This is a genomic window from bacterium (genome assembly GCA_024224155.1).
Taxonomy (GTDB): Bacteria; Acidobacteriota; Thermoanaerobaculia; order Multivoradales; family JAHEKO01; genus CALZIK01.
Genome location: JAAENP010000158.1, coordinates 1 through 10,668, shown reverse-complemented (window position 1 = coordinate 10,668; position 10,668 = coordinate 1). Strand labels below are relative to the sequence as shown.

Annotated in this window: 12 protein-coding genes; 1 reads left to right on the top strand and 11 read right to left on the bottom strand. The window is 65.8% G+C overall.

Features of this window, described 5'->3' with window-relative positions:
• From GY769_09885 to GY769_09840, 10 genes are all read right to left on the bottom strand, one after another.
• The coding region (locus GY769_09885; protein MCP4202233.1) for a hypothetical protein at positions 1–155 on the bottom strand (155 nt) is incomplete at its 3' end.
• Entirely contained in the window at positions 155–1,351 is a 1,197-nt protein-coding gene (locus GY769_09880) for a hypothetical protein (GenBank protein ID MCP4202232.1), read from the bottom strand. The genes GY769_09885 and GY769_09880, both read right to left, overlap by 1 nt.
• Positions 1,348–2,001 (bottom strand): peptigoglycan-binding protein LysM, encoded by a 654-nt coding sequence (locus tag GY769_09875; protein ID MCP4202231.1) that lies wholly within the window; start codon positions 1,999–2,001, stop codon positions 1,348–1,350. The genes GY769_09880 and GY769_09875 overlap by 4 nt, the downstream gene beginning before the upstream one ends.
• 4 nt (positions 2,002–2,005) lie before the next feature.
• Positions 2,006–2,446: a hypothetical protein gene (locus tag GY769_09870; GenBank protein MCP4202230.1), complete on the bottom strand. Its 441-nt coding sequence runs from the start codon at positions 2,444–2,446 to the stop codon at positions 2,006–2,008.
• 562 nt (positions 2,447–3,008) lie between these two features.
• Entirely contained in the window at positions 3,009–3,374 is a 366-nt protein-coding gene (locus GY769_09865; protein ID MCP4202229.1) for a phage tail assembly protein, read from the bottom strand.
• A gap of 10 nt (positions 3,375–3,384) precedes the next feature.
• The gene (locus GY769_09860) at positions 3,385–3,807 is read right to left on the bottom strand and encodes a phage tail protein (GenBank protein MCP4202228.1); all 423 of its coding nucleotides are present in this window, start codon (positions 3,805–3,807) and stop codon (positions 3,385–3,387) included.
• Between the two features lie 25 nt (positions 3,808–3,832).
• The gene (locus GY769_09855; protein MCP4202227.1) at positions 3,833–5,593 is read right to left on the bottom strand and encodes a phage tail sheath family protein; all 1,761 of its coding nucleotides are present in this window, start codon (positions 5,591–5,593) and stop codon (positions 3,833–3,835) included.
• Positions 5,594–5,818: 225 nt separating this feature from the next.
• Entirely contained in the window at positions 5,819–6,655 is an 837-nt protein-coding gene (locus tag GY769_09850) for a DUF4255 domain-containing protein (protein ID MCP4202226.1), read from the bottom strand.
• Positions 6,652–8,928, bottom strand: coding sequence for an AAA family ATPase (locus GY769_09845; GenBank protein ID MCP4202225.1), 2,277 nt, complete (start codon positions 8,926–8,928; stop codon positions 6,652–6,654). Before GY769_09845 ends, GY769_09850 begins: the two co-directional genes overlap by 4 nt.
• Positions 8,925–9,275, bottom strand: a complete 351-nt coding sequence (locus GY769_09840; protein ID MCP4202224.1) for a response regulator transcription factor — start codon at positions 9,273–9,275, stop codon at positions 8,925–8,927. The genes GY769_09845 and GY769_09840 overlap by 4 nt, the downstream gene beginning before the upstream one ends.
• 421 nt (positions 9,276–9,696) lie before the next feature.
• On the opposite strand from GY769_09840, the gene GY769_09835 reads away from it, so the two are divergent.
• A complete protein-coding gene (locus GY769_09835) occupies positions 9,697–10,356 on the top strand; it encodes a response regulator transcription factor (protein ID MCP4202223.1) in 660 nt (219 codons plus the stop codon).
• Between the two features lie 23 nt (positions 10,357–10,379).
• Here the strand turns inward: GY769_09835 and GY769_09830 are convergent.
• Positions 10,380–10,668: hypothetical protein (locus tag GY769_09830; protein ID MCP4202222.1), on the bottom strand; the 289-nt coding region annotated here is incomplete at its 5' end.

Sequence of the window (10,668 nt, the reverse complement as noted above, 5' to 3'; positions counted from 1 at the left end):
CTCAGGTTGATGTCGTCGATGAACGGCAGCCGCACCTGCACCCGGCCCAGGGCGAGCGGATCGACCGGATTTATTACCTGACCGACCACCAGGCCGTAAAACTTGCGCTGCATGTCCTCGGCGCTTTCGGCGAGTTGCTCGAGCATTTCTTCCATTACGGGATGATCTCCTTGAAGACGTCGAAGCTGGTGCTGTAGCCGCCGCTGTCGATCGAGTGGGTGGCGCTCGCGACCCGATAGTCGCCGCTGAAGTCGGGTCCCAGCCCTTCCAGGCGAACCACGGCGCCGGCCCGGATGCGTGGGTCGCCGATCGAAGACGCGCTGCCGGTCAGGCGGGCGTTGAGCTTCTTGCGCAGGTCGTGAATGATGCGCAGGGCACTGCTGGCGACGTCAGCCGGACTCGAGATGGTCCGGTCGACGATGGTCAAGGTCGGGCCGCTGACGCCCGGCGCCACCGACGCGACGCCCGGCTCCACCGAAACGCCGAGGCTCTCGCGGTCGAAGTCCCAGAAGACCGTCACGAGAAAGCTCAAGGGGAGCTCGCGCAGCGTAAAGCGGTAGCCGACACCGGCGACCTGACCGACGTTGCTCACCCGCGGTGAGAAGTCAAGCAGCGACTCGCCCCATCGGAGCGTCAACCGAGGCTCGTACTCCTTGAGGAAACGGGACAGGTAGAGCACGTCGCCCTCGACCCAGAAGTCGGCGTCGTACTTGGCTGCGATGAACTGCAGAAGCTGAAGGTCGGTTTGACCCTGCCCGGGCGCCGCCTGGACCTCGCCGCTGCCGGTGAAGATCACGTTGAGGGCGGTGAGAGCGGTCGAAGCCGCGACGATGGTGGGGTCGATCAGCGGCACCAACAGGTTCTTGGCGCCGACGATGGTCGCCACCAGGAAGTCGGGGAGGAATCCGAAGCCGCCGGCTCCGGTGCCCTGCGAGAAGCGATGCAGCTTGTCGTGCGCGATCATTCTCATGCTGGGCATGCCGCCGTTGGGAAAACTCGCCTCGACCCCGGTGATCTCGCCGTCGAACATGGGCTCGAGCTGGTCGGGGGCGTAGCCGACCTCCAGGCTCAGGCGATTGTCGAGATCGAAGGTGCCATCGGGTGCCGCATCCAGGGCGCGCACGGGACCGATCGAGATGCCGGTGGGGAAAGGCTGAAAGCCGAGTCCGCGAATGTGGTTCTGCAACCAGCGCAGATCGGGGTTGGCGATCTCGACCTCGACGCGATCAGCGGCGTTTCTGCCGTCCTGGTAGCTGACGCCGGTCACCACCGAGCGCACGGAGGCGGGCATCGCGGTGCCGTTGATCTGGATCGCGAAGTCCGGTGCGTAGGTGGGATAGGCGGAGCTCAAGCCAGAACCTCCCCGGTCTCGGGGTTCAGATAGGGAAGCGACGGAATGCGAAGCGACATCCCGGTAAGGTCGGCCTGCGGATCGTCGATATCGTTCTCGATCGCGATCGCGCGCCACACTCGTGGGTTGTCGAGAAAGCGCGCCGCCAGGCTCGCCAGATCGTCACCCTCCGCCGCGACGTAGACCTTGCTGAAGTTGGTGGTCTGCCGATTGACCTCGCGGCTCTCGCGGCGCGGGTCGACGAACTCGTTGAAGGTGACGTTGATGCGTGCCCGGACCGGTCGGCCGTCATCCAGGAACTTGACGAACTGCTGCCCCGCGCTGGCGAGGACGCAGCGGAAGTAGAGCGACCCCCAGGACACTTCGAGCACCGGCGGGGCGTGCAGCTCCGAATCGATGTCCAGTAACCCGACGACCTTGCCGGTCTCTTCGCGCACATCGATCCGCTCGGCGGTCGTGTCGAAGAACAGCTCCATGTCGAGGGTGCGCATGTTGCCGTTGACGAACTGGAGCACCGGCGCGCTCAACCCGGGGACCGTTTGCGACGCGAAGTTGTTGTCGTGGTTGATGCTGTATTCCTCGGGATTGAACAGCACCGGAATCTCCTCGCCGGTGTGCTCGATCCGGATGATCGCTTTGGCCAGGCCCATCTCGTCAGGTCCTTCCCGTCCGCTCGCGCCAGGCCAGGTAACGGCGGTCGATCCGCCGGACCACCTGATCGGTCAGGCTGTGGATGTCGATCTGCGGTGGCGGGGGGGCGCCGTGCGAGGCCCTGGCGGTCGCGGCGGGCCGCGACGATCTCGGTGCTCCGATGTTGGAGACAGGCTCGAGATCCCGGTGCGACGGCCGGCGCGCCGGGGACTCCGACGGCCCATGAGACCTCGCGATGACTCGTGTGGTTCTGACCAGGGCGCGCTCTTCGACTCGCGTCGTGCGGCGGACGAAGCGGCGCAGGGACAGAGAATCGATCCTGCGCTCGAGGCGTTCGAAGCGCTGTTGGAAGGCCCGCCGAGGTTGCCAATCGCTGGCGGCAGCATGGGCGCGCCCGGCCGAACGAAACGAGCTCTCGGCGAGTCGATTCGGAGCTTCAAGCATGGCCCGTGGCGATCCGAGCGTAGCTCCGATCAGGTGCCGCCCGAGTCGCCGCGCCCGATCCGGAGGCGGCGCAGTCATCGGGAGGCCCGAGCGTGCAGACCTGCCGGTCGAAACCTTCGGTCGTATCGACCCGCGCGGGTTTGCCGTAGGTCTCGCCACGCGGTCAAGCCTCGGCTGAATTCGCGGAGCCGCTCGACGGGTCACCGAGTGCAGGCGCTCGACGATTCGCTCCCCGAATCGCGCTAGCGCAGGGCGCAAGAAGAGGCGGTGGGGAAGCGACCACCGCGGAGTCATGCGCCGGAAGCGCGCGACGATGGACCGCGCCCAGGCGGCGAAGTCACGACCGATCGGCCGCGGCAATCTCCCGATGACGCCTGACCATCGAAGACGGGCTGACTGTTTGCAGGTTCTCATTGCGCGTTCATTTGTCCGTTGATTGCCGAAATCTCCTTTACCCAGCGCTGCCGATCGGGATGCTCCAAGTTCATGACGTCGTCGAGCGACCAGTGGAAGTGATAAGCGATGAAGGCTACCTCCTCGTTGAGCGCGTCGAGGGGGTAGCCTAGGACCCCCCCAGGCCGTTCATTTGCACCTCGAATCCGTGGTCGCACTTCGGACAGACCGCCGGCATGGCCGCCGTTCCGTTGCGGTTGACCTGGTTGTAGAGCTCCTGCAGATAGGCGAGGTCGGAGGCGTAGAGGCTCTCGATGATCTTCGGGTTGACCTGCTCGAGCGAGCCGAGTCGGGTGATCACCCGCGCGAGAAGAATGACGATGAAGTACGCCTCGTTGCTCTGGACCCGTCCATCCTTTAGCGGCAGGATCTCGTCCGCCGCCGTGGCCAGACGCATGACGCCCTCGCGATGGAGGTTGCCTTCTGTGTCGACGTATCCCATCGGCAGCGTGAATTCGTGTTCGGTTTGAAACATGACGTCTCCTCTAAGCCCGCTCGAAGTACTCGCAACTGATCGTCAGGCTGTCGACGGCCACCTCGTTGCCGGTCGAGTTGAGGTCGGCTCCGTCCCATCCGCTCGGCCAGGCGTCCCTGAAGTTGTAGCGGACGCTCTCTTCGCCGAGGTCGTCCTGAAGGATGATCGAGCCGTTCTTGCGCTCGATCTCACCGCGCACGGCGGCGAGGTGCCAGTCGTAGAGCTCGCGCGAGTCGGTAATCCCCCAGTTCAGGGTGATATCGGGATAGCTAATCGTGCCGGGCAGCTTCCGAACCGTGCTGGGCTCGCCGCCTTCACGGTACTCGACCACCTCGACGGTCGAGCCGAAGCCGCTGCATTCTCGGAAACCGCCCTGCTGGATGCCGTCGATCTCGAGTACGAAGCGAAAGTTCTTGTAGGGGTCGTTGCGCATTGCAGATGTCTCCTTTGGTAAAGGGCTATTCCTCGATGCTGGGGCCGCCCGGTTGCTGGATTACCCGGAAGACGATGAACTCGGCAGGCGGTGCCGGATAGACGGTGACCTCGAAAGTCAGCAGGCCGAGCGCGATCTGGCTGGGCGGGTTGAGCTCTTCGTCGACGCGCACCCTGAACGAAGCGTCCGGGGTGATACCGACGAAGGCGCCCGTGTTCCAGACCGTGGTCAGGAAAGCGTCGACCTGACGTTTGACCGTCTTCCACAGTGACGGGTTGTTGGGCTCGAAGACCGCGAACTCGGTGCCTTCCTGAATCGACTCCTCGATGAAGAGCAGGAGACGGCGAACGTTGACGTAGCGCCACTGAGTGCTGGTGGTCAGAGTGCGCGCGCCCCAGATGCGGAAGCCGCGGTTCGGGCGCCGGCGCAAAACGTTGACACTGAGCTCGTTGAGGTGCCCGGCCTCGGTTTCGTTGAGGGTGCGCTCGAGGTCGAGTACGCCTCGAATCTGCTCGTTGGCGGGCGCCTTGTGGACACCCTTGGTGTCGTCGGTGCGGGCGAAGACGCCGGCGATGTGGCCCGAAGGCGGGACCAGGATCGTGCCCTCGACGTTGGGGTCGGGATTGTTGACGCAGATCCGCGGGTAGTAGAGAGCCGCGTAGCCGTTGTCGGAGTTGAGAGTGCCGCGTTGACCGCGAATGCCAGCCGGATCATTGGGGTCGGCGCCGGCCTGCGGATCCAGGATGGCGAAGCGGTCCTGCATCTTCTCGCAGTGGGTGATCATGGCGCCCTGCACCGCGAGATCCGTGCGATCGGGAACCGCCAGCATGGTGACGTCGTCGACGCGCTCGAGGCTGTCGATGGCGGTGATGTAGTGAGCGGAGCCGAGGGCGGTTGGGTCGTCGTCGACGCCGGCCGTGGTCGGGGCCGCGGCCGCGGCGACAGCCGGAACGTTGGCCGGTGGCACGCTTGGATTGGGAGGGTCGTCCGCCGGTGCGGCAGAGATCACGGCCGAGCCCTGAGTCGCCACCGCCGAGCCGAAATAGCGGCTGTGCCTCGGATCCATCGCTAGTTCCGAGAAGGTCTCGTCCGGGTGCGGGTTGAGAGCGGCGGTGTCGGTAACGATCAGGTTGAACTCGAGAGTCTGGACCTGGACCTGGGGATCGGCCGCCGCCATCGTGTAGGCATTGCCGAGAGCGGTTTCCAGGCTGAGGATGTGGTTGACCGTGTCGACCGCGCCGATGACCAGCTCCTCCGAGGTCGCACCCTGGGAGATCTCGACGTAGCTTCCGGGCTCGATCCCGGCGCTGTCGGCCACGCGGAACGAGGTGGTCCCCGCGGCCAGATCCGCAACCCGTACCGTTCCGGCGGGGATCGCCGCCGCCAGGTTGGCGGTAAAGGTCAGGGTGTTGCTGGGCTCGTCAATCAGCGCGATCTCGGCGGTATCCGTGGTGCCGCCGCCGTCGTCGATGAGAACCACGTCACCGACCCGAAACTGACTGTGATCGTCGACCTCGGCGGTGTTGTTGAGCGCGCCGCCGCCGGCAAGGTTGGCCTGTCCACGCTGGGCCTGGGTTGTCGCGATGTGGGCGGCCTGCACCTCGACCCGAAGGTCGTTGGCCCGGGTGCCTTCGTCGAGCGCGCTGACGACGATGGTCGTGTTGGCGCCGTCGCTCAGATCCCAGGATGCGCGCACCGCGGTGCCGGCGCGCACGAAGTAGCAGCTCGCGCCGCCGTTTTCGAAGAACCCCATGACGCCGTGGCTCGCATAGAAGAGCGGCGACATGAGATGGCCGCCGAACCTGTCGTGAAACTGGGTCGGGTTGGTGACCAGCGTCGGGACGTTGATCGGGCCCTCTCGGGCCGGCCCGACGATGGCCAGGATGCTGGTGGCGACACCTGCGATGGGGCCGGGTACATCGATCTCGTCGATGTAGACGCCGGGTACTTTGTTTACCGCGTTAAAAGCCATGGGTCCCTCCTTTTCGCTTGGTCTCTCGAATCTCTTGGTCTAGGGCGTCAGGGTTATCTCGTAATCGCTGGAGGAACCAGGTACGGTCACCACCTGCGTGTTTGGTTGGAAACCCACCGCGATGACTCGCAGCGTGCGATTGCCCGCCGGAACCTGGGGCAGGGAAAAGCGTCCTTCGTCATCGGAAACCGCGCGCAGACCGGCGTCGAGGACGTCGACGAACGCCCCGGGGATGCCGTTGCCGCCTGGGTCGACGACCAGACCGCCGATCTGGATCAGGGTTTCGTCCACCGTCGGCGTCCCGGGCGCGAAACCCGCGCGCTTGGTGGTGACCACCGGCCCGGTGACGTCCGGCACCCAGGGCACGCTGATCGTCACGGTCACCGAGAACGAGGCGCGCAGCTGGTTGCCCATCGCCGTCCAGAACTCGGCCGCGCCCTTGAGGCTGTCGACTTCGGGCGCGATCATCGGCAGGGGTGGCTCCTGGCCGGCGAGCGAGCCGGCCAGCACGGCTGCCGGCATGGTCGGGTTGCGGCCCAGGACCTGCAAGGTCTGCGACAGCAGCCGGTGCTCCTGCAGGAAGAGATCGATCCCGCCAACCGGCCAGGCGGTCACGAGATACGAGCAATCGATGCGCCGCGGCGGCTTGCGCCGGGTCGCCATGAAGCCGTTCCGCACGATCTCGGGCTCGTTGCTGCGCAGCTCGACGTTCTCGTTGACGTCGAAAAGGAACAGGTCGATCGCGCTCTGGGCGGGGTTGAAGGTCACGATCGGCCGGTCGAAGACGATGTCGGCAGCCGCGAGCTCGGGGAACTCCGCGGCCAGGCTGGGGGCGTCGAGCAGGTTGCGCAGGCTCTCGCTCAGGTCGCGAATCATGCGCTCACCTCCACCGCGCGCTCGTGACTCCAGCCGCGGCCGAGCTTCTCGTATTCGCGCCGGCTGGCGTCCCGAATATGCGACATCGAAACGGCGCCGCCGTCGGCGGCGGCCAGGTAGGCGGCGGCGACACAGATGTTCTTGATATTGCCTCCGGAAAGGCGCACGTCGCGCGCCAGCTCGGCGAAATCGAGCTCGCCCTCGAGCGGCACTTCGGGGGGCAGAGTCACCCGCCAGATCGCCTCTCGGTAGTCACGTGTGGGGAAGGGGAACTCGATCACGAACTGCAAGCGGCGCAGGAAGGCGTCGTCCATGTGGCGCCGCAGGTTGGTGGCGAGAATCGCGATTCCCTCGTACTCCTCCATCTTCTGGAGCAGGTAGCTGATCTCGACGTTGGCGTAGCGATCGTGGGAGTCGCGCACCTCGGAGCGCTTGCCGAACAGGGCGTCGGCCTCGTCGAAGAACAGGATGGCGCTGGCGCTCTCCGCCGCCGCGAAGACGCGGTCGAGGTTTTTCTCGGTCTCGCCGATGTACTTGCTCACGACCTGCGATAGATCGATCTTGTAGAGCCCCAGGCCGGGGTCATTCGCGACCACCGCGGCCGCCATCGTCTTACCCGTGCCGGTGGGACCCGCGAACAGGGCGCGCAGACCCTTGCCGTGGGACAGCTTGCGACCGAAGCCCCAGTCCCCGAACACGATGTGGCGATGGCGAACCTGGCTGGAGATGCTTCGTACCTGGGCCATCTCATGGTCGGGAAGCACGATGTCCTGCCATCGGTAGCGGGGCTCGATCTTGCGCGCCAGGCCCGCGAGCGCCGTGCTCGACTGGTCTCGGCAAGCATGTTGAATGTCGTCCTGGGTCACCGCGACGTCGCTCGGCGCGCGCCAGGTGGCCCGATCCCGCGCCGCCCGCATGGCGTCGTGGACCTGCCCCGGCGTGAAGCGGAATCGACCGGCGAGGGACCGCAGGCCGGAGCCTTGGATGGAGGCGTGCACCGAGTCCGCGTGCTGCGACCAGAAATCGGCTACCGCGGCCTCGTCCAGGGAATCGGATTCGAGCTCCACGAAGAGAACCTCGCCCAGCCGGCGCTGGGGGTGCCAGGAGCGCTCGCCAATCAGAACCGTGCATCGGCTCAAGAGTTGGATCGCCTCGAGCAGAACCTGGAGCGAACGCTCGGCCTCGGCGTCGCCCTTGAGCAGGCTGTCGAAGCCGGTAATGCAGAGAATGGCGGGCCAGAGAAGCGACTCGCGGGCGGCTCGCCAGAGCACTTCATCACGTGGGGTACCGGCGGGCAGGCCGGCCAGGTCCACTCTCAGCAGCGGCAGGCCGAGCTCCTCGCCGACGGCGACGGCTCTCGCCAACCGGCCGCTGCCGTAGGGCCCGCGCAGGTGCAGCGCGACGTTCGGCCGCACCTCGTTGGAGGCGTCGAAGTAGGCGCGAACCGACTGCCTGGTTTCCATGAACTCGCTCGGGCTCGCGAGGACCTCGGTGGAGGGCGCGGCCGGATCCAGCCACCGAACGGACTCGGCGATCAGCGGGTCCAGGACGCGGTTGCCCAGGAGCAGGCCGGCGATCCGGTCGTCGAGCGCAAGCGCCCGCGCCCGCAGCGGCACCGTGCCCTCGGCCATCTCAGAGAACCGCACCAGGCGATAGCGCATCAGGGGCGCCATGGGGTCGAAGATCGATCGCAGGTCCAGACGCTCGCGCGGCATCGCACCGGTCAGCTCGAGCACGAGGTCGACGCTCGGCCGCTTGCGGGTCACGTCGTCGTGCAGGTACCCGAACAGCTTGTCGTACTTGCGGTCGATCTCGGACGCCAGGCAGATGAGAAGACACTGCTCCTCGGCCCGGGTGAGCTGAAAGAGCCGCGTCATGTAGGGGAGCGGCAGGTAGACGCCTTCTTGCCGGCTTCGTTCCACCTGGACGTCGATCGAATCGCGCAGCTCGCGCGCGCTGGCGTCGAGATCGCGAAGCCTTGAGCCGATCGTGGCGTCCGTATCCTCGGCGAGTCCGAGGAGCCGCGCGACCTCGGTATCGGTAATGACCAGGCCCTGAAGCTGCGCCAGCGGATCGTCCGGCGACCGCCGGGATCGAAGCACGGCGGCCTGGAGAAGGAGATCCAGCCGGGCCAACTCGGCCTCGAGATGGGCCCAGGCGTCGGCGTACGGTTGGGGCTCGGGCGTTGTTGACGGTGCGCTCGGTGCACCCACCTCAGGGGTTTCGACGGGCGTGTCGCGGTCACGGTCGGAAGCACTCCGGCCCCAGGTCACGGCCGCTCCTCCACGGCGGTCCGAGAGCACGCTTCACCGAGCGTCTCGCGGATCTCGTCGACCAGGCGCTGAAAGGAGATCTCTCTGATCGGAATGGTCTCGGACCTGAGCTCGACTCGAAAGGCCTCGCGCCCGTTGGGCGTGATCGTGAAGATCTTGAGTCGCGGATGCTCCTTTAGCAGCGAGTCCGCGGCCGGAGGCGGTGTGCCGTCGGGGCTGGCCATGATGACCACGTCGGTCTTCGTGCTCTCGACCAGGGACCCGAGGTCGGTTTGCTCGGCGGGATAGCCGACGACCTGAAAGTCGTCCTCCTTGTTCAGCAATGAGCTGACGATTTGTCGCAGCATCTGAGGAAGACCCACTACGGCGATTCGAATTGGCACGACTCCGGACCGGTAATCACGTCTCTGTCAACAACCGACGTTCGGCATTGTGTTGGCCGGCGGTCCCGCTGGGAATCCACCCTGAGATCGAATTAGGATCGAATCCGGGGTCGAGATCGGTCGGTGGCTCCATGAGCGCCAGCCGGCCCCGCCAAGGCGCGTTTCCCCGCATCCCGCAGGCCGGAAAGGGCTTAGCCGACCTCGCCCAGATCCAAAGGACTAGGACCGTCCGGGGGTGGAGATCTAGACCCCGGCCGAGGGTGTCTTGGCGAGTTTGGCCTTGGCTGCGATCTGTGGTATGAGGAGCGTCAGGCGCTCAAGCTAAAGCTTTGGGGGGTGGGTGAACTGGAGGTGGTTGGTGTCGGAACTGGGAAGGTTGAAAGTCTTGATCGTATCCGACGTGCGCCTCTACCGGGAGGGGCTGACGCAGGTTCTGAATCAGGACGGCCGGCTCGGGGTGGTCAGCAGTGCCGAGAGTGCCGCCCTGGCGATCGAGCAGGTCGAACGCTACGAGCCGGAGTCAGTGCTCCTGGACACGGCGATTCCCAAGGCCCTGGAGACCATCAGCACGATCGCCCGGCAGGCTCCCCAGACCAAGGTCATCGCGCTGGGTCTCAGCGAGTCGGAGGAGGAGGTGGTGGCGTGTGCCGAGGCCGGGATCGCCGGCTACGTCTGTAGAGAGGGCTCGGTGGACGATCTGGTGAGAGCGGTCCAGGACGCGGTTCGCGAAAGATTCGGATGCTCCCGCCGGATCGCGGCGGCCCTCGTGCGCAGAGTGCGACATCTGACCGCCCAAAGAAACTCGGTTCATGCCAAGTTGACCCCGCGCGAATACGAGATCGCGGAACTGCTCGATCAGGGATTGACCAACAAACAGATCTCGAGCCGCCTCTTCATCGAAGTCGCGACGGTCAAGACCCACGTGCACAACATCCTGGAGAAACTGGGTGCCCGCAGCCGCGGCGAAGCCGCCTCGAAGATCCGAGGCATGAACCGCCCACGCTTCGGCCGAGAGATGAGAACTCGGCTCGGTTCGACGATCTGAGCCTCTGGGCCTCCTGCGCGTGTTCAACTTACTCGTCGAGCCCGGCGGACGTCCTTCAGGAACTGCTTGGCGCTGTAGGACGAGACTCGCATCCGGGCCTCGTCCGTCGTCGCGCGGTCGGCCCGGATTCCTCTTGCAGGTCGCCAGAGACCTCCGCGCTGGTTGATGAGGTCGCGGGCGGGCTCGAGCCAGGCCTTGATGCCTTCGAAGTCGGGGTGATGTCTGGGGTTCTCGTCGATGGGGTAGAGGATGTCCTTGGCGGCCCAGTAGTCCAGGGCAACCGGATCCTGACTGGCGGCCAGGCGGTTGACG